A 23,120-nucleotide genomic window follows, 5' to 3' on the forward strand; every position below is an offset into this window, starting at 1 on the left:
AATCTCTCCATAGAGTTTGGAGAAGACTGACATGACATGGCTCATCGACTCTTTCTCAGGAATTGGGCCTATAAGATTTGACATGACTCCAGAGGATGTCGCCACACACATTGGAGCACCAGACCGGTCGAGACGCGGCCTTCGGCCTGATACGTTCAGTGAGCATCGCGGTACCAAAGCGCCAGTCGTACGCTATCGAGAAAATCGCGTGAGCGAGATCGAAGCCTTCTACGATATTGGGGTAGTTATGTTTCGAGGGATATCTGTTTTCGGAACGAACGGATTAAAGGTACTCCGCGCATTGGAAGAGCTAAACGGGGGAGCCGCGATTTCTGTTGGGATCATACTGTTCGACAAGCTCGGCTTAACGGTGGGCCGTCTGGATGAAGGTCCGCCCACAGGGCATTCGGTAACCGCCTTTGCATCCGGCACTTGGAACGGCAAAACCGATGACTTCACTAGCATCAGTTTCAATGACCGCTAATGGCGCATTCTTGCCATCAATGTCGTAGCGGCATTTTTCGGAAAGCCCAATCGAGCTTGGTCAATGTGCGAGGAAAACACCGCTTACGCTCTGGCGAGTGCCAGCTAACCTCGTCTCCGCTTTCCGAGAACGCATAATAATGATTGTGAGTGGTCACCTTTTGATGAGGTGCAATGGAAATATGCCTACGCAAGAAGGGCTGCAAACCGTAGCGGCTGAGCCAGACGCCAGGGCCCCAACTAGTCAGCAGTCTTCCCTCTCGCCACGCCCACGGGTCGTCTAGGTATCTCGGACCTTCGCAAAGCTCATTGTAATACTTTTTGAGATCGAGGATCAAAGGGGCGACGTACACCGCGTAGCTTTTCTGAGGTCGATGGTGAGCATAGAGGATGTTATGCTGGAAATCTGTTGCCCCGTCGGCTTTCGCTCGTAGCTGGAAGTACAGCGAAGGATTGTCGGCAAGTCCATGCCGAGACCGAAATCGCCTGATGCTCTGAAGGGGACTCTCGTTTTTGCGGGACTTTATCCCAACGAGGTGCAGCGGTTTTAGACCGTGGGACTTCTTAAACTGAATGTAGATTGGAACGGTGATGTCAGAAAGCTTGTCTGCACCCGTCTCCTGTTCATTAACGTCCAATAATCGAAATGGTAGGTCTTTTGAGCACCATCCCAAGTAGCTAGCAACGTCCGCCTCTATCTGCTTCTCGGTCAAACTGCTGTCAATGTGATAGGCTGGCAATTCTCGCTCCCCCAAGGAAACCGTCTTTGGAAGGGCGCAATGTTGCGAAAATGTATTTCGATTGTCTTAGCTTGATGTCGCAACCTTGCAGGAAACGGTATTCGCTGACAAGGGTGGTTTAGGCGATACCTAAGTTGGTATATCGACCGCCCACTGGTGGCCACAGACCAAGCGACATTAGCGCTTGCACTTTGCGATCCAGGAACCGCCCAGGTGTCCCGGTCGCCAGGCCCGACATGACCTCTTCATAGCTCACTTTGCGCGGACGCAGATTTTCCGGCTTGCGGTGTTCGGCTATGAGAAGACGGCTTTCCTCACAGTCCGCGTCAGCTTGATTGGCGCGAATGTGCAGCCCGAAAATGCGGTAGAGATTTCCCCAAAACGACGGTTTCATGGCCCCAGTCCATCCTCGATCCGGTAACCATCGGCATTATTGCACTTCGCGCAAATCATTGTACGCGAGGTGTCGGAGCTTGCCGTCGGTTGTCCACGTCATACCGCAACGGTACGAGAGCAGAACCCGTTCGCCTTTGGACAAGAAGGCTTCGCACGTATTTTTGTGGCAAAAGCGGCCTCCTAATCTGAGAGTGTATTGGCGGAATCGCCTATCAGGTTTAGGTTGAGGCTCTTCGCTGGTAGGAAATCCTTCGATGACGAATGTCTATCAGGACCGTGAACAGACAGAAGCTAAACATTTCATCCTTCGCAAATATCTGCAGACTCTAGCATTCAAAACGCTACATGGCGGTTGGAGCACCCTCGCGTACATCGACGGCTTTTCCGGGCCATGGCAATCGAAGACCCCAGACCATTCTGACTCTTCATTTATGATCGCAATCGAAGTGCTGAAGGACGCCCAAAGCAAAGTGCGGGCGGCGGGAAAGAAACCTCGGGTCAAATGCCTTTTCGTTGAGGAGAACGCTGGGTCGTTTGCCCAGCTTCATCCGGCAGTGTCTGCCCATCACGACCCTGCAAACGACTTTTTCGTCGAGACCTTTCACGGCAAGTTTGAGAACGCGCTCCCTCAGATTCAACGAACGATGTCTAACGCATTCGCTTTAACGTTCATCGATCCGACCGGTTGGACCGGGTACGAGTTCGATAAGGTAAGGCCGGTTTTCGAGCATGCGCGAGGCGAAGTGCTGCTCAACTTCATGTTTGACTTCGTCAATCGGTTCACGGCCTCGTCTGATCCAAAAACGCTTGCATCATTTGCTGGAATTCTTGGTCCAGATTGGCAACAGCGGCTTGACCCGTTGTTGCCGCGTGAAGAAGCTTTGATGGCGCTCTTCACCGAACAATTTTGGAAGGCTGGCAAGTTTTCGTACGTTCTGAGCACCCCGATTGAGAAGATATCGGATCGGACGCATTTTCACATTGTGTACGGGACGCGTAGCCCAAAGGGACTGGAGGCTTACCGCCAAGTCGAATATGACGCGCTGAAAGATCACGGCATGCGCCGCGCAGCAGCTCGTGAAATGATCAGAGAGAAGAAAACCGGGCAAACTGATCTATTCGGTGCGGAGGGAGCGGCATCCGTGGCGGAAGGGTCGATGGAGGCGCAGATCGCAAGCATCAAGCACCAGGCAAAGGATTGGCTTCGCCAGCAATTGCCGACCTGTCCTCAGCCATTTTCTGATATTTGGCCAATGATGCTTGATAAGTTCATGCTCAGGAAGACCGACGCCAGAGACATCTGTGCCGAGCTAGGGAAATCTCGTGAAATCAAGGAAACCTGGCGCATGAACGGTTCGAGACGACAGAAGCCTGACGACAACGATCAGATTGAGCGGCCTTAGGCTGCAGCGGCGGGCATGTTGTCCCAGGTACGGCCTCGATACGATCTGCCGGTTTTCTTCTTGTTGTAGCCGCCCCACTGCTTAAAGAAGAAGGCGGTGTCAGCATCGATGCACATGTCGAAGATTTCGTCGATCCACGCGGGGTCCATTGGCCGAGCCTGCGGGCCTGATTCACCTCCGACAATTGCCCAGCTAATTCCTTGGAGCCTTCCTGCGGCAACTGAACCTATAAGCGGCTCGAACGACACGAACCGGATGGCTGCTGGAACTTCGCGCAGTTCATCGAGCCGATGGATTACCTTTCCATCCTCTACGCTTGCACCGAGCCAGACATTGGGCAGCACTTCGAAGCCATCCTGTAGAACAGCGGCCATCCGGTCAGGTCGCTTTGTGAGTATCTGATATGTATGACGTCGGGTCTGCGCCATCACCGACCAGACCCTACGGACGAAGTCAGCCGGAACATCTGGATGGAAAAGGTCGGACATCGAATTGACGAAGACATTTCTGGGCCGTGACCATCTTAGCGGAACCTGGAGAGCGGTCTCGTCGAGAGAAAGTGCTCCGGTCCATTTCGCGCGTCCGCCTGTTTTTCGCGTCAGACCTCGATACTTCTCAACTCCCATTGCTTCTAGGCGTGCTGCCATCCGCATAGCATAACAGTTGGTGCAGCCAGCGCTCATAATCGAGCAGCCCGCTACTGGGTTCCACGTTGCATCAGTCCATTCGATTGAGGTTTCAGCCATCGCCAGCTCCAAAGTAGCTTGCATTGTACCATGTTGGGTAAACAATCTGCTAAAACGCTCAACTCAGGCTGGAACGTCGGTTTCAGGAAGATTGTGGCGGCCCCAGCTTCGATCCGAAAGGAGTCCTACAAGAGGATTGTTCGCAGTGATCAAAGCTTCGACAGCTGCTTGGAATAGGTTGGTGGCAGGATGAAAGGGACCGAGCGCAACGGATACGCTTTGCATTGGCTTGGCGGGAACGTTCCAGTCCAGGCCGAAGGGATCATTGACGGCCGCCCCCGCTGTATTTTCGGGCTAGAGGCGCACAATGGAGCCTTGAAATTGGCTATGACGAACGAGGTGACCGCCCGCCGATGTGGTGGTATGTCGAGGATTGGGGTGAGTGGCCCGACGCTGGCTACATGCCAGAAGACGTTGCCCTAGAGATGATCGACAAGGCCGTTGTTCTTTATCGGGAACAGCAGCCGCAGGATATCGGTCCTGATAACCCTGAATGGACGGATCATGTGTTGCGTGCGTGGAGCGACGACCGGCTAGGAACTCAACCGGCTGCGTTCTTGCTTGGAATTGACGGTGGCGAGTTGGAAAAACGAGCCATCGAACGGGATTTGCCACTTAACAGCTACCATGAACTTGCGAAGGCCAGCGAAGCTTACGGGCGGGCACTGGCAGCCGAAATGGCACCATTCAATTTCCCGGACAAATACGCCCAGAAGGAACGGGAAATCCTTCGGCTCTGGGGCATGGGCACGCTATCGACGGATCAGGCATCAAGGTTCCTCTATATCCGGCCGGAGGACATGCCCGCGCGGGCTCGGTTTCTCGGTATTCCGGCACCGAACGAACAGATCGTCAAGGATTGATGTTCGAATTCTCAAACCCGGTGCTCGCAACTCAGCGCTTGGTTTGTTTTTGCCCTCTGAGTTCGGCCTGCATACTTTTACGGAGCGCGTCCATGATGTTGATGACGTTGGACGAGGGCTCATCCCTGGTCCCCTTGTTCGCGCCTTTTGATTTCCTCCTGGGCGTCAGCGCCTTTTTCTTTTCGGCGATGATCGTCAGCAGGCTTTCCTGGATCGGATCGGTCACCATGCTCGGCGACCACTTCTTCGTCCTCTGCTTGATGAGCTGCTGAACGAGCGGAACTAGCTCCGGGTCCGCTTCCTCATCGATGTCTTCGAAATAGCTTTCCTCCGGCCGAACCTCGTCGCCGAACCGCAACGTCCAAAGAACGATGCCTTCCCCACGCGGTTCAAGAACCACGGCCCGTTCGCGGCGACCAATGACCAAACGGGAAACTCCGAGCATCTTGTCCGCTGCCATGGCGTCGCGGATGACCGCGAAGGCTTCCTGCCCGACCGGATCGTCAGGCATCAGATAATGGGGCTTTTCAAAGTAGACCCATTCGATGCTGTCTCTTGGGACGAACTTCTCGATATCAATGGTCCGAACTGTTTCCAGCGCCACGGCATCGAGATCGTCATCGGTCAGAATGACGTAATCGTTCTCGGCGCGAGCGTAGCCTTTGGCCTCGTTCTGGTTTTTCACCGGCTTGCCAGTCACGGAGTCAATGTACTGGGAGACGACACGGTTGCCCGTCTCCCTGTTCAGCGTGTGGAACCGAACCTTTTCGCTCTCGCTTGTCGCGGGAGACATCGCCACAGGGCAGGTGACAAGCGAAAGTTTGAGGTAGCCCTTCCAGTAGGGACGCGGGGCCATAGCCGTTCTCCTCAGCTCGCCTTGCGGTGAGCAACTGGTGTGGACTGCGATTTCGGTGATGCCCGGCGGCCCTTGTCACGGCCCGTGCCTGCATTGGCGTTGGCGGCCGTGCGCTTGGACTTCTCGGCTGCTTTCATCATACCGGCGCTTTCGCGCAGTGCCGCCAGCAGTTCGTTAGGCTGCGATACCTTGACTGGCTTCTTCTGCGGAAGGGCGCGACCCTCGATCTTCGCTTTGACCAATTCTGCGAGAGCGCTCTCGTAGCGGTCGTCGAATTCGGCCGGATTGAAGCGGCCCTTTTTCGTGGAAATGATGTGCTTGGCGAGATCGAGCATCTCGCCCTCGATTTTCATTTCCGGCATTTCCTCGAATGCCTTGGCACTGGACCGGACTTCATAATCGTAATTGAGGGTGGTCACGATCAGTCCTTTCCCGTGGGCGCGGATAAGGACGGTCCGCATGCGTCGGAAAAGCACCGTCCTTGCGATGGCGGCGACCTTCGATTTACGCATGCCGTCACGCAGGGCTGCGAATGCGTCCTCCGAAACCTTGTCGGTAGGGGCGAGATAATAGGGCTTGTCGAAATAGACGTCGTCGACGTCGGAGCAGGGAATGAAAGCCTCGATCTCCAGCGTCTTGTTGCTCTCCGGGATGACGGCTGCCACCTCTTCGGGATCAATCATGACGTATTGGCCGTTCTCGATCTCAAAGCCTTTGACCTGGGACTCGCGCGGTACAGAATCGCCGGTTTCGCTGTCGACGAACACGCGGTTCACCCGATTGCCGGTGGCTTTGTTGATCGTATTGAAGGCAATGCGCTCTGAGGTGCTTGCAGCCGTATAAAGGCCGACTCCGCAACTCACTTCGCCGAACTTGATGAAGCCCTTCCACTGGGCGCGGTGACCACCGCCTGGCATGACGCTTTACTCCCGAATCAACGAGTCGCGACTCAATTGTTTCGAAGCCGATTCGTTCCGAATCGACGCGGTCAGTTTGCCAAAACCCTTATCTGCGTCACGCTTCCTTCAGTATGCGATCTACCTCCCTCGTCATTTCGACGAACTGGCGGGCAAGGTCCTGGATTTCCGGGTGATCTTTCACCGCTCCGGTCGGAGACTCTATGATCAACCGTGCGCAGAATTCCTGCCCCCAATATGTTTCCGTCAGATGTTTGATCCATGGCCAATAGGCGGTCTTCTTGCCGCCCGGGATCGCATTTGCCATGTTCTCTAATCTTTTCCGGTCGGGGCATGTGTAATGCTTTTCCTTGGGTGCGATCCTGGAGCCATCCGGAGCCTTCACTCCGAACACGATATCAGTCAGCCAGTCCGACCCATCCGCTTCGATAGCGACGAGACAATTCGAAGGCCAAGTCGGTCTCCTTAGACCGTATGGTGTCCAGCGTGCCCATAGGCACTCCGAAATTCTCGGTTCGACCTCCCTCCGATCACAGGCCGCTTCGAAATCGGCATTTACCTTTTCGCGCACTTCGTCGAGCAGATATTCGCCGATCTCGTCGAGTATTCGGACGTGCAGTTTCTCCTGAGAGAGAAGAATAGAAGCAATCGCTTTGCGTCTTTGCAGGTCGTCGAACTCAGCGCTCACCGCATCGATGTAAGCCTTGTCTGCAGCATTATTCACGTATGAGCCTCCAAATGTCAGTTTAATGTGTCGCAGGAAGTCCTCGACGAAGGCCTTGGGAGCATTGGCCTTGATCTCACTTACTAGGTTGCTCAAAACGCGGTACAGCGTCGTCTCTTCGTCCAGACCCTGGTAATAGGGAACGCGGATAGTTTCCTCTCCGGCCGTTTGCGCTTCCTGATCGGAAAGGAAGATTAGAACGGCCTGGCGGCCGCGCAGATCGGCCTTCAGCTCCGACAGGTAGTCGCGGAGCTGGTTTTTTTGCTGTGCTGCCCACGGCTTGTTCTCAATCCCGATGACGTACCGCGAAGTCTCAATCACGATGTCGATACGGCGTTTGGCTCGGGTCAAGGCTTCTCGCCGCACCTTGACCGCGTCCAGTCGATTGAGACGTGGAATTCCTATCGCTGCGAGCAATCCGTTAAGGAACAACAATCCCTGCCCGTGTGAACCGGCTGGGTCAAACAGTTCCGCGATAACGCGGCTCAGCGTATTCTCGTCCGGATTGAAGATTGAAAACGGGGAAAATGCCGTTGCACCGTAGAGGTCAATGCCTTCGCGCATCGCCGCGAGACGCGGTAGCATTTTAGTGAAATGGTCCACATAATTTGCCAGGGACTGAAAATTTTTGACTTGCCAATCGTCCATATCCATCCCCGTACGAAAGCAACAGTATTTAGCAACGACATGTGCCTCCACAAGTCGCATAGCGGTAAATCCCCAGAAACGGCGTTGTGCATGGAGGCCGCGTCAAGAGGACTGCAAATCGCTTCGGCGAGTGAAAGGCCGAATGGATGGCGGCTACGCGAACAGCTGAAGCTGTGGCGGCTCACTCTCGGCCACCTTGAGTTCCAGAGATGACAACGTCACGCCGAGCAGCCTGATGCCCCGGCTGACCGGGAAAACCGTCTGCAGAAGCAGGGTCGCTGCCTCTTCCAAGTCCACGAGTGATCCGAATGGCATCGCTGTCGTCTTGCTGCGGGTGATCTGGGTGAAGTTGGCGTACTTCACTTTCAGCGTGACCGTTTTGGCACTGATTTCGTTGGCATCGCAATAGGCCCAGACCTTGCGGATCAACGGTTGGATACTTTCCCGGGCCGGATCGAACGAATGGATGTCGACCATGAATGTATCTTCCGCGCCGACGGATTTTCTCACGCGATTGGGTTTGACCTGCCGGTCATCAATACCGCGTGCAATGCCGTAGAAATAGGGTCCGGACTTCCCGAAGTGTTCGATCATGAAGTCGAGGTTGCAGGCTTTGAGGTCAGCTCCGGTCTCGATGCCAAGCCGTTGCATCTTTTCCGCAGTAGCCGGACCGACACCATGGAATTTCTTGACCGGCAGGGCCTCCACAAACGCCGGGCCGTTCTTCGGAGTGATCACCGCCTGTCCATTCGGCTTGTTGAGATCGCTCGCCATCTTCGCCAGGAACTTGTTATAGGAAATTCCGGCAGATGCGTTCAGCCCGGTGGCTGCCTTGATCTTGGCGCGTATTTCCGCAGCAATTTCCGTTGCGATGTCCATTCCCTTGAGATTTTCAGTGACGTCGAGATAGGCTTCGTCGAGGGAAAGCGGTTCGACCATCGGCGTGTACTCAGCAAATATCTCCCGGATTTGCAGCGAGACGGCCTTGTAGACATCGAAACGCGGCTTGACGAAGATCAGGTCCGGACATTTGCGCTTGGCAGTAACCGACGGCATTGCGGAATGGATGCCAAATTGGCGAGCCTCGTAGCTTGCCGCAGCAACGACGCCACGGGCCTCCGACCCGCCGACGGCGACGGGCTTGCCGCGAAGATCGGGGTTATCGCGTTGTTCGACGGAGGCGTAGTAGGCATCCATGTCGATATGGATGACTTTGCGCTGCTTTTGCGCAGGGTTGGGGTTTGGGTCGCATATCACCGCATCAGGTTGCGACATCGCACTCAATATCCTTGGTCATCGGCCGGTGAGCTGAGCATTTCCTGCTCATATTCAAGCTCGGCAATCCGGTCGAACAGGACCTGTTCGTAGTTTGACAAGATGCTGCCGAGGTGTGCGAACGGCTGCTGTGGAGGCGGTTCACCACAATCATTCATCGTGACTGTGATTGTTCCCGTGTAAGCGAGGTCGATATAGGCTTGCACGGTCTCAAGCTCGCGTTTGGCAAACTCGATCTGCGAGCCGATAGCAGCAATCTTGCATTCTTCTGCTGTCGATCCAAACACTGTGCCGTCTAAACGTTCCAGGCGTTTTTCCTCGAATGAGACCACATTCTCTGTCATGCGATATCCTCCTTGAATTTCAGCTGCCTTGTTTTCGATAGCAACGACGGCACTCCATGATCACGGAATGCGACAGGTTCATCGTAGGTATATTTTCTTATTGATGACATTTTCGAGCCTGTGGAGCTTCCTCGTTACGCGATTGAATCCATTCGTCCTTCGGCTTCAGCCGCCTGTCGACAGGTTGCAGTTCGTGGAACACTCGCCCATTCATGCGCATTGACTCATATGCCGATAAGGAACAAATAGGGAACATACTCGCTTTCGGGTGAGATGAAAACCTGATTTTGACGAAGGCTCCTAATGGCGCAGAACGGCGCGAACCCCATCATTTCCAATCTACGAGATCGCATACAACATCTCGAAGGGGCGATTGCGCGTCCTAAATCGGTCTTGCCGTTCGGTGTTCGCGAAATCGACGAGCGGCTTCCGGGGGGTGGGTTGGCCTATGGTGCCATCCATGAGTTTGCCGGAGGCGGAGCAGGAGCAGTCGACGGGGCTGCGGCTGCCCTGTTCGTGGCAGGGATCGCTGCCCGGACGAAGGGCAAGGTGGTCTGGTGCCTAGCTCGTCCCGACCTATTCGCCCCGGCGCTTGCTCAGGTCGGCCTCCATCCTGATCGTGTGATTTATGTCGAGGCGATCCGCGAGGAATATGTGCTCGAAGCCTGCGAAGAGGCGTTGCGGTTCGGAGGCCTTGGGGCCGTCGTCGCCGAAATGGTCCGGTTGCCGATGGTAGCTTCGCGCCGCCTTCAACTTGCCGCAGAAGGGTCCGGGACCATCGGTCTGGTGATCCGACGATGGCGGCGGCCGACCGAGGCCGGGGATTTCGGGCATCCGACGGCTGCGACCTCACGCTGGCGCATATCCGTCCTGCCTTCGGAACCATTGCCGGTTCCCGGCATCGGTCGGGCGCGATGGTTGGCAGAACTGATCCGGATCAAGGCCGGAGAAAGTGCAGATTTCATCCTAGAGGCATGTGATGGTCAGGGTCGTCTCAGTATTTCTTCCGACGCTGCCGACAGACCGGATAAGACGATCCGATCCGTCCATTCCGGCTGAAGCGCCGCTTGTCGTGGTCGCTCGAAGTGGCTCGAAGCGGTGGCTGTCCGCCGTCGATGCTAATGCAGCGAAACTCGGCCTGCCTGTTGGAATGCCTGCGGCCAAAGCTCAGGCGCTTGTTCAGGGCCTGCATATGGTTGATGTCGATCTAGCCGCTGACCTGGCCGCGCTGGAGCGCATCACCCTATGGGCGCTGTCTCAATATTCGCCTGTCGTGGCGATGGACCCACCTGACGGGATCGTCATGGACACCGAGGGGGCCGACCACCTGCAGGGCGGCGAGGGACCAATGTTGTCGCGTCTGGTCAACAGTTTTCGCGCCAAGGGGTTACCCGCGCGTGCCGTCGTCGCAGACACTTGGGGGGCAGCCCATGCGCTGGCGCGTTCTATTTCCGGGGAGACGCTCGTCATCTCGAAAGGACAGACCGGCGAAAACGTCGCGAGGCTCCCTATCGCGTCGCTCCGCCTCGACGCAGAGATCGTCACGGAATTGCGGACACTGGGCTTCCGGATGGTGGGCGAATTGGCTGCGACGCCTCGTGCGCCCCTGACGCTTCGTTTTGGCCCGGAGATCGGTCGCCGTCTCGATCAGATGTTCGGACGGGTCGCCGAGCCCATCGACCTTATCCGATGCCCCGAAATCATCGAAGTCCATCGGGCATTTGCGGAGCCGATTGGCGCTGCGGAGACCATCGGCAAATACATCTCGCAGCTAGTCGCGAAGCTCTGTTTTGAACTTCAGGCAAAAGGCCTGGGCGTCCGCCGTACGGACCTGATCATCCACCGTGTCGACAACACGATCCAGGCGCTTCGGGCGGGGACAGCAAAGCCCGTGCGAGATGTCGCCTGGCTGACCAAGCTCCTTCATGATCGTATCGAAAAGATCGACCCAGGGTTCGGTATCGAGAAGCTGAGCTTGGCGGCCACCATGGTCGAGCCGCTGGATGACAAACATATCGTTTCCAGCCTTATCGAAGCTGCGGACATCGATGTTACGTCATTGATCGACATCTTGGGAAACCGTGGGACGCAACGCATTTATCGCCTGGCACCGGTGGCGAGCGACGTGCCCGAGCGTTCGGTGCAGCGAGTGTCGCCCGTCGCCGACGAGGACGGTCACACATGGCCGATGGTCTGGCCGCGCCCGGTGCGCCTGATGAATCATCCGGAACTGATCGAAGTGATCGCGCTGCTCCCCGACCATCCTCCGGTTTCCTTTACCTGGTGCGGCAAGCGTCGGCGGGTCAAATGTGCCGACGGTCCTGAGCGCATATTCGGCGAGTGGTGGCGGCGGACATCAGAATGGGTGGCCGTGCGCGATTATTTCGTAGTCGAGGACGACGCTGGCGAGCGCTACTGGATTTACCGTTCCGGTGACGGTGTCGATCCGGAGACCGGTTCCCATCGGTGGTTTATCCACGGGACGTTCGCATGAGATACGCGGAACTCCAGGTGACGACCCACTTCAGTTTTCTTCGTGGCGCATCCTCGTCCGACGAGCTGTTTGCCACCGCCAAGGAACTCAGCATCGAAGCTCTCGGCATTGTCGACCGGAACTCCTTGGCCGGTATCGTTCGAGCACTGGAAGCGTCGCGAGCGACCGGCGTCCGCCTCGTCGTCGGCTGCCGCCTTGATCTGCAGGATGGCATGTCGATCCTCGTTTACCCGACAGACCGCGCTGCCTATTCGCGCCTGACCCGATTGCTGACCCTTGGCAAGTCGCGGGGTGGCAAGGCGAAGTGCATTCTGAACCTCGAAGACGTAGCGCTTTACGCCGAAGGTCTGCTTGGCATTCTGGTGCCGGACCTTGCCGACGAGACCTGCGCGATCCAGCTTCGGAAAATGGCCGAGGTTTTCGGAGACCGGGCCTATGCTTCACTATGCCTGCGCCGCCGACCGAACGACCAGATGCGGCTGCACGAGGTTTCCAATCTTGCGGCAAGGTACAGGGTCCGCACGGTCGTCGCCAATGACGTGCTCTTCCACGATCCTTCGCGCCGCCAGCTCCAGGATGTCGTTACCTGCATCAGGACGAAAACCACCATCGATGATGTCGGCTTCGAGCGCGAACGGCACGCGGATCGGTTTCTGAAGCCGCCGGAAGAAATGGAGCGTCTCTTCCAGCGTTATCCGGAAGCGCTTGCCAGGACGATGGAGATCGTCAATCGCTGCCGCTTCAGCTTGGAGGAGCTGACCTACCAATATCCTGAAGAGGTCATCGTACCGGGAATGGATGCCCAGCAATCGCTGGAGCACTATGTCCGCGAATGTATCCCCAATCGCTATCCGGACGGGCTGCCCGAGCACGTCGAAACGACCATTCGGCATGAACTGGCTCTGATAGAGACGATGCGCTACGCACCCTATTTTTTAACGGTTTTTTCCATCGTCCGGTTCGCCCGATCTCAAGGTATCCTTTGCCAGGGCCGTGGCTCAGCCGCGAATTCGGCCGTCTGCTTCGTGCTCGGCATCACCTCCATCGATCCTGAAACCAACGATCTTCTCTTCGAACGCTTCGTGTCCGTAGAGCGTGACGAACCGCCGGACATCGACGTCGACTTCGAACATGAGCGCCGGGAGGAGGTCATCCAATGGATTTACCGAACCTACGGACACCATAAGGCGGCACTTTGCGCTACGGTCACACGGTATAGGACCAAGGGCGCGATACGCGATGTCGGCAAGGCATTGGGCCTACCCGAGGACCTGATCAAGGCGCTGTCATCAGGTGTCTGGGCTTGGAGCGAAGCGGTCGGAGAACAGCAGGTCAGGGACCTCAATCTAAATCCGGACGACCGGCGGCTCGCTCTAACGCTTAAGCTTGCCCAACAGCTGATGGGTGCACCCCGCCATCTCGGCCAGCACCCGGGCGGCTTCGTGCTCACCCATGACCGGCTCGACGACCTGGTGCCAATCGAACCGGCGTCCATGGTGGATCGCCAGGTCATCGAGTGGGACAAAGACGACGTCGAAGCCCTGAAGTTCATGAAGGTGGACGTGTTGGCGCTCGGGATGCTGACCTGCATGGCCAAGAGCTTTGCGTTCCTCGCCCAGGAGAAGGACATCGATCTCGATCTTGCGACGATCCCGCAAGAGGAGCCCAAGACCTATACGATGATCCGCAAGGCCGACACGCTCGGCACCTTCCAGATCGAGAGCCGGGCGCAGATGTCGATGCTGCCGCGTCTAAAGCCTCGAACCTTCTATGATTTGGTGATCCAGGTCGCCATTGTTCGTCCCGGTCCGATCCAGGGCGACATGGTGCATCCCTATCTCCGTCGCCGTGAAGGTAAGGAGAAGGTCGAATACCCAACGCCCGAACTGGAGGCGGTTCTCAGTAAGACGCTAGGGGTGCCGCTGTTTCAGGAATCGGCCATGAAGGTGGCCATGGTTTGTGCCGGTTTCACTGGCGGTGAGGCGGATCAGCTCAGAAAGAGCATGGCGACTTTCAAGTTCACCGGAGGCGTGAGCCGCTTCAAGGACAAGCTCGTGAACGGGATGGTCCGCAATGGCTATACGCCGGAGTTCGCGGAGAAGACCTTCAGCCAGCTCGAAGGCTTCGGCAGCTATGGCTTTCCGGAGAGCCACGCAGCATCGTTCGCCCTGATCGCCTATGCGTCGAGCTATATCAAATGCCATTTTCCTGATGTCTTCTGCGCGGCACTTCTCAATAGCCAGCCAATGGGATTTTACGCTCCCGCGCAAATCGTGCGTGACGCCCGCGAACATGGTGTCGAGGTTCGGCCGGTTTGCATCAACCAGTCACGTTGGGATTGCACGCTGGAACCAGTCGAGGACACCGACCGACATGCCGTTCGGCTTGGGATGCGGATGGTGCGAGGTCTCGCCACTGCGGATGTCGCCCGGATCATTGCCGCCCGCGCCGATCAGCCATTTGAAAGCGTCGACGACATGTGGCGGCGCTCGGGTGTTCCGGCCGCATCCTTGGTGGAGCTTGCGGATGCGGACGCCTTTCTGCCGTCACTCGGGCTGGAGCGTCGCGATGCGCTTTGGGCGATCAAGGCATTGCGAGACGAGCCTTTGCCGCTCTTCGCGGCGGCTGCGGAACGGGAGGCAAGAACGATTGCTGAGCAGCAGGAACCAGCGGTCGAACTGCAACAAATGACGCAGGGGCACAACGTCGTCCTCGATTATGGGCATACCGGTCTGACATTGCGCGAACACCCTGTCAGCTTTCTGCGTCGAGAACTCGCGGAACGCCGGATCGTCACCTGCACGGAGGCGATGTCGGCCCGTGACGGCCGCTGGCTGATGGCGGCAGGGCTGGTTCTCGTACGCCAGCGGCCCGGCTCCGCAAAGGGCGTAATCTTCATGACCATTGAAGATGAGACAGGCGTTGCCAACGTCGTCATCTGGCCCAAGCTGTTCGAGCGGTCGAGACGAGTTGCGCTGGGAGCCTCAATGTTGGCGATCAATGGGCGCATTCAGCGGGAGGGCGACGTCGTTCATCTGGTCGCTCAGCAGCTGTTCGATCTGTCGAGCAGTCTAACAGGCTTGGCGGATCGCGATCTGGCATTCCGGCTGCCGACGGGGCGGGGCGACGAATTCGGGCACGGCACGCCCGGTAGGCCGGACTCGCGCGAGCCGTCACCCTCGGGCCTGAAATCGCGGGATATATTTATCCCCGATCTACATATCGATCAGCTCAAGCTGAAGAGCCGGAATTTTCACTAGCTGCAAAGGCTTGATGACCGCCGCTATGAACGGCTGTTCGACTTCCCAGCCTGTCGGTTCTCCGCACCGCCTCCCGGCAAAGCTTTTTCCCTGCTGTCCAAGGGCGGCATAGGTAACGGCCCTGTAGGATACACAGGCTGAGGTGGGGCATCTGGAGGTGGGGTAGGCATCGGCAACGCGTCCGAGGATGGTTCTGCCGATTTTGGTGGATTGACGAAAACATACAAGAGAATTGCGAGGAGGATGACCAACCCACCCGCTATAACGTACCAGGCAATCTCATCCATTTCTGAACTCCCTCTTCTGTGATGACCTTAATATCAACATCAGCGGTCAGTCCCATCGCGTTTCGTCTTCTCGTCGCTCTGCAATGGCTATCCGCATTGCTTCTGTGCGGTCGCAACCACGGCGATTCATAATTGAGGCAATTGCCTCTTCACCGCGATCAGCGCTGAATGTAAAATTGCCAAAAGCTCATGTCGAATCCCCCAGCGCGGTGCCTATGGAGGTGCAGCGATCTACAACCTCAGGGAGGGCCACAGGTGTAGTCTGCAACATCAGCAGATAAGTTGTCGAAATATTCCTTGCGCTCCCGTTGATACATTTGCCAGGCCGCATGCACGTAAAACCAGTCCCTTCCGAAGTAATTGCCCGCAGGGCCAAACGGCCAAGGACCGTTTGCCAGCGCATTTTGAACTGGCTCACTGAGATATTTTGTAGGTATCCGAAAGCGGGAATACGTTCCAACTTTGCCGCATTCAATTTGCACAAGATTGTCGTCACCGAACATTTTGGCGATCAGCTTTTCTTGCGGATACGCGAGGTTGGCAAGCGATTGAACCTCCTTAGACATTTTTGTCGAGTAGCAGCCCGACGGTGTCTGTGTGAACCGACCGTAGAAGTCTGCTAAGGAAAGCTGTAGGAAATGCTCAGCAGCGGCAGCTATCTGCTCTGCCGATGGTAGAGATTTGAACGGATCGACCGACTTGTCGGTTACCCAAGGGCCAGGTATTCCCTCGACCCAACCGACAGTCACCTCTGCCCCGTGATCGCGCAATTCTTTAAGTAGTGCCATTGTTTTAGGGGGGAGGGTCTTCGGTCCAGTCTGAGCCAACTTACCTGCGAGCGCGGACGTAATTGGGGGGCCAATCTTTAAACCCTTGCCGTCACGTACAAGCTTTTCAAGACGTTGGGTAAGCTCAGCCTCAGCTTTGGACCATTCCTCAAAGAACGATTTCTTGTTCCAGCCGTTGAGCGTGACATTGCAGGCATTTATAGTCGTAATGACGTCGGTCACTTGTGTTGGTTGCTTAATAAGTGGTGGAGCGCCATCAGGCACTTCCACCCATTGACGTAAAGCGCTCTGTCCAGCTGGCGAGAGAACGACCTGGTCCCCGCTAATTAATGTCTCAATCTCGCTCGCACTAGCGAGAAAGCAGCCCAGCGCTCCGTAAGCTAAAAACACAAAAGCTAGCGAAGTTATAAATGACGCTCCTCGCATTGCCCGCGTCCCCTAAGGGTAAACATCCCGTAAGGTGTATAAGCGAAAACGAATGAATATTCAACTTAAGCTATACACGATATAGTAACGTGATGATTTTGTTTTCGCCGGGCCGCAGTTTTTGATTTGTGCTGGTTGAGGCTAATATTGGTCGGGTTCTAGATGACCCGCTATTTACCAATCTTCCAACCTACTCGGTTACGCTGCCTTCACTGATAAGAGGCGGCAATAATGGACCCGGCTGGGAACCTCCGAAACGACATCGAGGCAGCGCTGCTTCGCCAGAACTTGACGGCTTGGCAGCGAACGTTCCTGTCCGACATCCACGCTCGTCTCGAACGATCCGGCGGGCAAGCTCGCCTTTCCGATAAACAATGGCGCAAGATTTTCGAGATTCTCGGGCGGCCGAACAATGTGACCGCGTTGCCCCTACCAATTGCCACCAGCCGTCCATCTCACCACCAGACCAAGAGATTGTTCAGACCTCGTTTCGGCCGGGCAGGCAGACGGTTGAGATGGCGTCTTCGAAATTTGGCCATTGGATTTCTGGTCGCGGCGACCGTGGCAATTGGTCTGCAGGCGTTCGACTTCGGGCGAGCGCAATTTCAGTCAACCCCGGTGGCATTGAGGGCATCGCAGACGCAGGAATTTGCGGTAACCGACGGAGATACCGTCCACGTAATTGGCGAGGCCGCCGGTACGCGGCTGGTCGGCTTCAACACGCCGGAGAAGTTTTCGCCGCAATGCGAGAATGAACGGCAACTGGGAGAGCGAGCATCGTCGCGGCTTCGTCAACTGGTTGCCCAAGGCAGTGCCCGACTAACAAAAGTCGCGTGTGCATGTGCGCAAGGCACCGAGGGTACCGACAAGTGCAATTATGGCAGATACTGCGGGGTCCTTCGCGTGGACGGGAAGGACGTCGGAAGCATCCTGATCAGCGAGGGCCTTGCCGTGCCATTTGCCTGCGGCAGAACTAGCTGTCCGCCGACGCCGCGACCGTGGTGTAAGGGATAAGGGATAACCTTGGTAAAATCGCCAGGGAGGATAGGACTCTTGACGCGCATCGTCGACCGGCTCAAGTTCATCAGATGGACGAAATATACCCGCCGGATGTGCCAAGCAACGATCCTGATCGCTTCATCCGATGCCAGGACGCGCTCCATTTGGAATTCGCCGCTCTCGTCGACCGTTCCGTTGCTGCGGGGTGGCGAGCGGATGAAGTGCTCACAACGATTGTCGAGCTGGCCGATAATCACGCGCTCATGCTTGCAGCCAATGCCGATCTCGAAGTTGCGCTATCCATCCTGAAAAAGCGCCCTTGACTCCTCCGTCAAAAAAGAACGAAATATGAACAATCATGCGGCAACCTAATATTCCCATCCCGGCGTGGAGGATTTGGCATGCCCACCATTTTGTACAGAAACGATCAGAATATCTCACCCGGTGATGTCATGAAGATCGCGGTCTACGCGGAGCATGTCGGCAGACAGTGCTATGACGTTTTCGCGGAAGACGGTTCGAGGTCTCGGTCGGAAACGCTGTCCCGTCGAGCGCAGGTGGTGTCCGATTCACTCGATTTTGGAGACGAACCATATCTCTCGCCGGAGGCGACGAAGAAGGTTATCGACCTTCATGCTATGGTCTCTGGTATGTGCTTCGATAGGTTCGGCGAGCGCGGCCATATGGGCAAGACGATGGACCTGCTCGGAATGGCTCGCGACGTGGACCATGTGCTGGACAAGCTCGTAATCTACCACTTTTCCTCGGAGGAATTGGAGGAGGCTGAGGCTGAATGGGCGCACGAAGGTCAATTCTTTCCGAAGGACGATATCAGCGGTGACGACACGGACTCTCGGCGGGGAGTTTGACGTTCTGTCCGAAATGCATAGGCTGTCCGCAACGCGAAAGGGAGGTCGTTGCGATTAATGTGCAATCTCTACCGCATGGAGGACAAAGACTGGGTTAGCAAGTGGGCCTTGGACGCCGAGAGCCTGATCAACTTGATGCCCGCCTACCAGATGAACCCGGACCAAGCTGGACCAATCGTTCGCAATACGGCGGACGGCCGGAAGCAGCTTGTGCATGCGCGGTGGGGAATGCCGTCGCCGTTTTTTGCGATCAAGCAGGCGGCTGAAGCGCGGGCCGAGAAATTGCGGCAGAAGGGTAAGTTGGTTGATATGGAAGTGCTCATCCGTATGGAGCCAAATAAGGGTACGACCAATATCCGCAATCTTGATCTGGCGCATTGGCAGCGCTGGTTTGGGGTCGAGAACCGTTGCATCGTGCCGGTGACAAGCTTTGCCGAACCGGACCCTGCCAGCAAGGAAGAGGGCGGCAACACGCCGAACGCCTGGTTCGCGCGTGATGAAAGCAAGCCCCTGATGTTTTTTGCGGGTGTGCACGTTCCCCAGTGGCAAAGCGTTCGCAAAGTCAAAGACGGCCTGACCACAGACGACCTCTATGCATTCCTGACGACCGATCCCAACGACGTCGTCAAACCGATTCACCCGAGGGCAATGCCGGTCCTCTTGCTGACGCAGGAAGAGGTGGATGTATGGATGCGTGCACGGTGGGAGGAGGCTAAGGCGCTCGCCCGGCCGCTTCCGAACGCCCAGATCGTTGTGACGTCACGGGAGCCCTATGGTTCGACCATCGTGACCACGTCCGGGGAGCCGGTGTCGCAGCCGATTCTTCTCTAGGCAATGGGCATCACAATCGCGCCGTTTGTTCCGGGCACTATGGGTTCTCGCCTGAGGCAAAGGACCGTATGAATGACCAGCATTACAGTCATCAATACTGCTGCGCTGTTGCCCGGAGACATCATCCTCTCGACGGGAGAGAACAAGACAAGTTGGCTGATCCGGGCAGCCACTCTTGGCTCGTTTAGTCATGCTGCCCTGCACGTTGGCAATGGCATCGCAGTCGAAGCAAATGATCCTGGTGTGATACCGGTCTTTCTTCCGGCGGTCAGCTATGAGACGAATGTGAAGCTTCGCGTTCTTCGCGCGACGGGCCTATCACAGAAGCAGCGGGACGAACTCGCAGATTTTGTTTGGTCGCTGTTATTCCGTCCATATTCCACGAAAGGCGCAGTGGGAACAATATTGCCCTTCCTGCGCGACCAGACGGATGCGGGCTACTTCTGCTCACAACTTGCCGCCGCCGCGTACGAGTCCATAGGATCACGAGTCTCAGAGCTTCCCCCATGGGAATGCAAGCCGAGTGATCTCGCGAACTCCTCTGTTTTGGTAGATATTGGTGAGGCAGTTCAGACGGTAGAGAGAGCAACTCATTCAGCGGTGGCAACCCTGATGGGGACATCCTATGAAGAATACCTCCAGAAGGGGAACTACTACGAGAGAATCATCCTCGGGACATGTGTCCAGCGATTGCCGTCGCAGTTTGCTAAGCCCTTCAATTTGTACGACCTCTCCCGCCAGTTATTCGACGGGACGGTGGACAAAGAGACAAGCGAGAGCTGGGACATCGCTATCGCGGGACTCATAACAAAGGTGGTGACCGATCACCCATTAGCGCCGTGCCCAGGAATTGGTGTTACCACATCTTTAGCCGATGCCGACAGCTGGCTCGTGCCAGTATTTTCACCCGAGTGGAACATCCTGATGGAGGACCGGTCCGGCAAAGTTTATTACGAACAGTTTATAGCGAACCTTTTTACGGCCCGGAACTGGGAGGCAAACCGCTGGCTAAACGACCACGAGCGGTTGATGGCGAAGGCGAAAAAGTTGGGATCAAAAACCTTCGAAGCACTCGCCATGTGGATTGCCCTTGCAGCTACCATCAGGTTTCAACATGCGGCGCTGCTCCGGAACTCACGAGAACCCGGCTTCTTATCTCCGGAATCAAAAGAGAAATTCAGCTCCAATCTGAAGAGAATGCAAGACCGTCATTTCTCCAACACTGACAGTTGACGCTCATGATTTTTTGGCTCCCCGATCAATGGGGCGGTTGCTACACAACCCACACGATCCGTCTTCAGAAGTGAGCGACCTGTGGCCCCTAACCGGAAGTTTTAAAGTTCTTCGTCGGTTATCGTTCCGCTATCCCATCGATTTCGGATTGATGGATCAATGCGCAAGGGAAGGTCGAAAGTATGTGCTGGCGTATAAACTTTAGACTATTTGCACAACCTTTTAGACCGTCAACTATTGCCACGAAGGGCGAACAGCGGCACAGATAACCCCATCCTCTCACAAGGGGATAAGGACCGCAGAGGGGAAGGAAGGGCTTTGGATGCCGTTTCCTTCTCTCTCCGCTTCGCCAGTTGCGGTTCTTTCACGGATAGTTTGGACCTATCCAAGCGACGGGGGTGGAAGCCGCCGTATCTGCAAATCGCGTGATTCCACATTGCCCAAATTGTGCAGATCGACGCAAGCAGCTAACGGCGGTATTGCAGAATTATCCCGTGGTGATTTGGCCGGTTGGCTTGCAGCCACGTTAAATTGCTGGCTAAAAAGGCCGCGTTTAATCCCGTCCGCTTTCGCGGCCGCGTTTTTTCCCGTTTTTGAAGTGGGTCGGTCCCCGACAATCGGCCTAAAATTCAGGGGATTTCGTGGGGTAAGACTAATCCGCCATCTGGTATGGTGAAGTATCGGGGCTGGTTATCTGCTACAACCCAAAATGGCTTTCAATGGGTCGAGATAATGAGCAGCGAAGAGGAAATATTCCGCAACTCCCGCCCAGACAAAACGTATGCCAGCCCCGCGTTTACAGATTACGCGGGCCGAAAGCTGCGCGTTGCGAATAAGGTCATCGACGGAGAACCTGGATACGAATTCGTCAAAGTAAAAGACGAGCTGGTTTTGCGGCAAACTGATGGAGGTCGCTTCCAGATCAAAGCCAGCTTTCTGGAAGACGACAGGTCGTTCAGATCGGTGACCATCCAGAAATTCACCTCGAAGGGCAACGCGAAGGAATACTTCGCGCTTGGCCCGCACGAGATGACTGCCCTTTTGAAGTTCATGGCTAACATTAAGCGCCTCCACTTTCCGAATGATGGCCGCTTAAACATTTCAGACCGCGACCTTGAGGACTTGCTTCTCAAACCCGACCAGATGCGGCGGATCGCAGCCGACAACCAGAAGCTCTTAGCCGCCATTGCTCGCAATGAGATCACGACCGAAGACGTCGTCGCCTTATCGTATCGAAAGAAGCAGCTCGCTCTTTTCGAACGGTTGCTATCCGATGACGACTTCTTCGACAACTGCGCAGCGCAGCGCGGCAAGGGACCTGAAGCGCTCTGGCAACAGTTTTTAGAGAAGAACCCGTGGATTCTGGGATATTCGCTCAGCTTGATCAATTTCGGTCCACTGGACGACCGCAAGTTAGAGCAGACGGTTAGGGGACACGACCTTGGGGGACCCGGAAAGCGGGTTGACGCTTTGCTTCGATCCCGGGCCATCCTGAATACGGCCGCTTTCGTGGAATTGAAGCATCATAGGACGGAGCTGGTATCGCCAGACCAGTATCGCTCGGGCATTTGGACGCCTTCCAAGGAGCTTTCCGGAGCGGTCGCACAAGTCCAAGGAACTGTTGCCGCAGCCCTAGCACAGTGGGGCTCCTCCGTGCAGATAACGGACAGGGACGGCGATCCGACCGGCGAGACCATCTATACGACTGAACCTCGATCTTTTGTCATCTGCGGCCGCCTCAATGAGTTCGAAACTGAACACGGCATCAACGAACGAAAATTCGGGTGTTTCGAGCGCTTCCGAAGAAACCTGCTGCGGCCAGAAGTCGTTACTTTCGACGAACTCTATGAACGCGCTCGTTTGATTGTCGATGCTGGCGATCAATCGTCACAAAGAGACGCGAGTTGATTTCGATTTAGACCCATCTCACCGCTCAGTAGTTTCGCATTCGAGCGCCAGCAGGTCATTTTACAGGGGGAAAAATTTTGAAGCGAGCTATCCGCATCGCCATTGGAGTGGCTGTCGTCGTGATCGCCGTCTACCTTGTCTACGGAATGTCGGTTACCGCGTATCAAACTGGCACCGGCCTGCTATTGCTACAGGAACTACCTCGCAGAGGAATGACGTGGGACCAGTTCATGGCTCTTTCGATCCCTGACCGAATGGTCTTTGCAAATGAACTGAGGCCACGCGCTATTGCCTATTCTGCTTTTACCGTTTTCAGCATAACAGCTTCTCTGCTGGCGGTCGCAATCAGCGGCGCTAAGGGCTTCGGGCTCCTGAGGATGAGTTTGTTGCTAGTTCTTGTCCTCGTGTTTGCGGCCTGCATTTTCACCGGGCTTGGAATGGGCGGAGCACGCTATATGACGGATGGCGATATTTCGCTTGCCTCTGGTGTGGCAATGGTCGGCACGATGATAACTCTTGCCCTGTCCGGACTGCTTTTTGGAGCTAGTTTGCTCATTCACTCCGTATTCACTCGCGTTCGTCGACGAGCGGCCTGAATTTTATTCTGGCTTTAGCAATCTCAAGCGCTAT

Annotated in this window: 21 protein-coding genes and 1 riboswitch; of the genes, 13 read left to right on the forward strand and 8 right to left on the reverse strand. The window is 56.0% G+C overall.

Annotated elements, in window-relative coordinates; genetic code table 11:
- Nucleotides 1-208: 208 nt before the first annotated feature.
- The gene (locus HX898_RS09055) at nt 209-484 is read left to right on the forward strand and encodes a hypothetical protein (protein ID WP_017961383.1); all 276 of its coding nucleotides are present in this window, start codon (nt 209-211) and stop codon (nt 482-484) included.
- An 857-nt stretch (nt 485-1,341) separates the two neighbouring features.
- Here the strand turns inward: HX898_RS09055 and HX898_RS09060 are convergent.
- Complete coding sequence (locus tag HX898_RS09060; RefSeq protein ID WP_180194486.1) at nt 1,342-1,617, reverse strand: hypothetical protein; 276 nt, start codon at nt 1,615-1,617, stop codon at nt 1,342-1,344.
- A gap of 256 nt (nt 1,618-1,873) precedes the next feature.
- Between HX898_RS09060 and tcmP the strand changes: the two genes are divergently transcribed.
- A complete protein-coding gene (gene tcmP, locus HX898_RS09065; RefSeq protein ID WP_180194487.1) occupies nt 1,874-3,022 on the forward strand; it encodes a three-Cys-motif partner protein TcmP in 1,149 nt (382 codons plus the stop codon).
- On the opposite strand, the gene HX898_RS09070 is transcribed toward tcmP, so the two are convergent.
- Entirely contained in the window at nt 3,019-3,768 is a 750-nt protein-coding gene (locus HX898_RS09070; RefSeq protein WP_180194488.1) for a DUF5131 family protein, read from the reverse strand. The two genes, tcmP and HX898_RS09070, sit on opposite strands and share 4 nt — an antisense overlap.
- Nucleotides 3,769-4,121: 353 nt before the next feature.
- Here HX898_RS09070 and HX898_RS09075 point away from each other — a divergent pair, with 353 nt between their 5' ends.
- Nucleotides 4,122-4,631 (forward strand): hypothetical protein, encoded by a 510-nt coding sequence (locus HX898_RS09075; RefSeq protein WP_180194489.1) that lies wholly within the window; start codon nt 4,122-4,124, stop codon nt 4,629-4,631.
- Between the two features lie 31 nt (nt 4,632-4,662).
- On the opposite strand, the gene HX898_RS09080 is transcribed toward HX898_RS09075, so the two are convergent.
- The 5 genes from HX898_RS09080 to HX898_RS09100 all read right to left on the reverse strand — a co-directional run bounded on the left by HX898_RS09080 (nt 4,663) and on the right by HX898_RS09100 (nt 9,395).
- Complete coding sequence (locus tag HX898_RS09080) at nt 4,663-5,487, reverse strand: Ku protein (protein WP_180194490.1); 825 nt, start codon at nt 5,485-5,487, stop codon at nt 4,663-4,665.
- Between the two features lie 11 nt (nt 5,488-5,498).
- Entirely contained in the window at nt 5,499-6,404 is a 906-nt protein-coding gene (locus HX898_RS09085; RefSeq protein ID WP_180194491.1) for a Ku protein, read from the reverse strand.
- A gap of 97 nt (nt 6,405-6,501) precedes the next feature.
- Nucleotides 6,502-7,776, reverse strand: coding sequence for a PD-(D/E)XK nuclease family protein (locus tag HX898_RS09090; protein ID WP_180194492.1), 1,275 nt, complete (start codon nt 7,774-7,776; stop codon nt 6,502-6,504).
- A gap of 153 nt (nt 7,777-7,929) precedes the next feature.
- The gene (gene dinB / locus HX898_RS09095; protein ID WP_180194493.1) at nt 7,930-9,051 is read right to left on the reverse strand and encodes a DNA polymerase IV; all 1,122 of its coding nucleotides are present in this window, start codon (nt 9,049-9,051) and stop codon (nt 7,930-7,932) included.
- A 5-nt stretch (nt 9,052-9,056) separates the two neighbouring features.
- The gene (locus HX898_RS09100) at nt 9,057-9,395 is read right to left on the reverse strand and encodes a hypothetical protein (RefSeq protein WP_180194494.1); all 339 of its coding nucleotides are present in this window, start codon (nt 9,393-9,395) and stop codon (nt 9,057-9,059) included.
- A gap of 303 nt (nt 9,396-9,698) precedes the next feature.
- On the opposite strand from HX898_RS09100, the gene HX898_RS09105 reads away from it, so the two are divergent.
- Genes HX898_RS09105 through HX898_RS09115 form a run of 3 tightly spaced genes read left to right on the forward strand, consistent with a single transcriptional unit; the run spans nt 9,699 to nt 15,149 of the window.
- Nucleotides 9,699-10,454 (forward strand): ImuA family protein, encoded by a 756-nt coding sequence (locus tag HX898_RS09105; protein ID WP_180194495.1) that lies wholly within the window; start codon nt 9,699-9,701, stop codon nt 10,452-10,454.
- The gene (locus HX898_RS09110) at nt 10,375-11,889 is read left to right on the forward strand and encodes a DNA polymerase Y family protein (RefSeq protein WP_180194496.1); all 1,515 of its coding nucleotides are present in this window, start codon (nt 10,375-10,377) and stop codon (nt 11,887-11,889) included. Before HX898_RS09105 ends, HX898_RS09110 begins: the two co-directional genes overlap by 80 nt.
- Nucleotides 11,886-15,149 carry an error-prone DNA polymerase gene (locus HX898_RS09115; RefSeq protein ID WP_180194497.1) on the forward strand — a complete coding sequence of 1,088 codons (3,264 nt, stop codon included), beginning with the start codon at nt 11,886-11,888 and terminating at the stop codon, nt 15,147-15,149. Before HX898_RS09110 ends, HX898_RS09115 begins: the two co-directional genes overlap by 4 nt.
- 526 nt (nt 15,150-15,675) lie before the next feature.
- Here HX898_RS09115 and HX898_RS09120 read toward each other — a convergent pair.
- Nucleotides 15,676-16,446, reverse strand: coding sequence for a hypothetical protein (locus HX898_RS09120; RefSeq protein WP_180194498.1), 771 nt, complete (start codon nt 16,444-16,446; stop codon nt 15,676-15,678).
- Nucleotides 16,447-16,881: 435 nt separating this feature from the next.
- Between HX898_RS09120 and HX898_RS09125 the strand changes: the two genes are divergently transcribed.
- The 7 genes from HX898_RS09125 to HX898_RS09155 all read left to right on the forward strand — a co-directional run bounded on the left by HX898_RS09125 (nt 16,882) and on the right by HX898_RS09155 (nt 23,086).
- Nucleotides 16,882-17,664, forward strand: coding sequence for a thermonuclease family protein (locus HX898_RS09125; RefSeq protein ID WP_180194499.1), 783 nt, complete (start codon nt 16,882-16,884; stop codon nt 17,662-17,664).
- A 74-nt stretch (nt 17,665-17,738) separates the two neighbouring features.
- A complete protein-coding gene (locus tag HX898_RS09130) occupies nt 17,739-17,972 on the forward strand; it encodes a hypothetical protein (protein ID WP_180194500.1) in 234 nt (77 codons plus the stop codon).
- 78 nt (nt 17,973-18,050) lie between these two features.
- Nucleotides 18,051-18,518: a hypothetical protein gene (locus HX898_RS09135; protein ID WP_180194501.1), complete on the forward strand. Its 468-nt coding sequence runs from the start codon at nt 18,051-18,053 to the stop codon at nt 18,516-18,518.
- Nucleotides 18,519-18,575: 57 nt separating this feature from the next.
- Nucleotides 18,576-19,349, forward strand: a complete 774-nt coding sequence (locus tag HX898_RS09140; protein WP_180194502.1) for an SOS response-associated peptidase — start codon at nt 18,576-18,578, stop codon at nt 19,347-19,349.
- Between the two features lie 72 nt (nt 19,350-19,421).
- Nucleotides 19,422-20,582: a hypothetical protein gene (locus tag HX898_RS09145; protein ID WP_180194503.1), complete on the forward strand. Its 1,161-nt coding sequence runs from the start codon at nt 19,422-19,424 to the stop codon at nt 20,580-20,582.
- Between the two features lie 484 nt (nt 20,583-21,066).
- Nucleotides 21,067-21,145, forward strand: a riboswitch (SAM riboswitch).
- Between the two features lie 169 nt (nt 21,146-21,314).
- Nucleotides 21,315-22,490, forward strand: coding sequence for a Shedu immune nuclease family protein (locus tag HX898_RS09150; RefSeq protein WP_180194504.1), 1,176 nt, complete (start codon nt 21,315-21,317; stop codon nt 22,488-22,490).
- A gap of 77 nt (nt 22,491-22,567) precedes the next feature.
- Nucleotides 22,568-23,086: a hypothetical protein gene (locus tag HX898_RS09155; RefSeq protein ID WP_180194505.1), complete on the forward strand. Its 519-nt coding sequence runs from the start codon at nt 22,568-22,570 to the stop codon at nt 23,084-23,086.
- Nucleotides 23,087-23,120: the final 34 nt, after the last annotated feature.

Origin of the sequence: Rhizobium sp. WYCCWR 11128 (assembly GCF_013416305.1) — a bacterium.
Lineage (GTDB): Bacteria > Pseudomonadota > Alphaproteobacteria > Rhizobiales > Rhizobiaceae > Rhizobium > Rhizobium indicum.